Source organism: Porcincola sp. LCP21S3_C12, from assembly GCF_052118625.1.
Lineage (GTDB): Bacteria > Bacillota > Clostridia > Lachnospirales > Lachnospiraceae > Porcincola.
In genome coordinates, this window is the sequence record NZ_JBQKGW010000086.1 from 1 (window position 1) to 385 (window position 385).

The 385-nt window shown below is 56.9% G+C and carries 1 rRNA gene; it reads right to left on the reverse strand.

From position 1 onward, the window contains the following. Nucleotides 1-385 (reverse strand): 23S ribosomal RNA (locus ACTQ1N_RS12795); the annotation flags it as partial.

Here is a 385-nt window from a genome sequence, read left to right on the forward strand (position 1 = left end):
GCAATCCCACTTTCATTCCACCGGATCACTAAGTCCTACTTTCGTATCTGCTCCACCCGTCGGTGTCGCAGTCAGGCTCCCTTCTGCCTTTACACTCTCCGAATGGTTTCCGACCATTCTGAGGGAACCTTTGAGCGCCTCCGATACCCTTTCGGAGGCGACCGCCCCAGTCAAACTCCCCGTCTGACATTGTCCACCCGCCGGATTACGGCGGCGTGTTAGAAACCCAGTGACACAAGGGTGGTATCCCAACAGCGGCTCCGTGGATACCTGAGTACCCACTTCTCTGCCTCCCACCTATCCTGTGCATGCATCACCGAATCCCAGCATCAAACTGGAGTAAAGCTCCATGGGGTCTTTCCGTCCTGGCGCGGGTAGCCAGCAT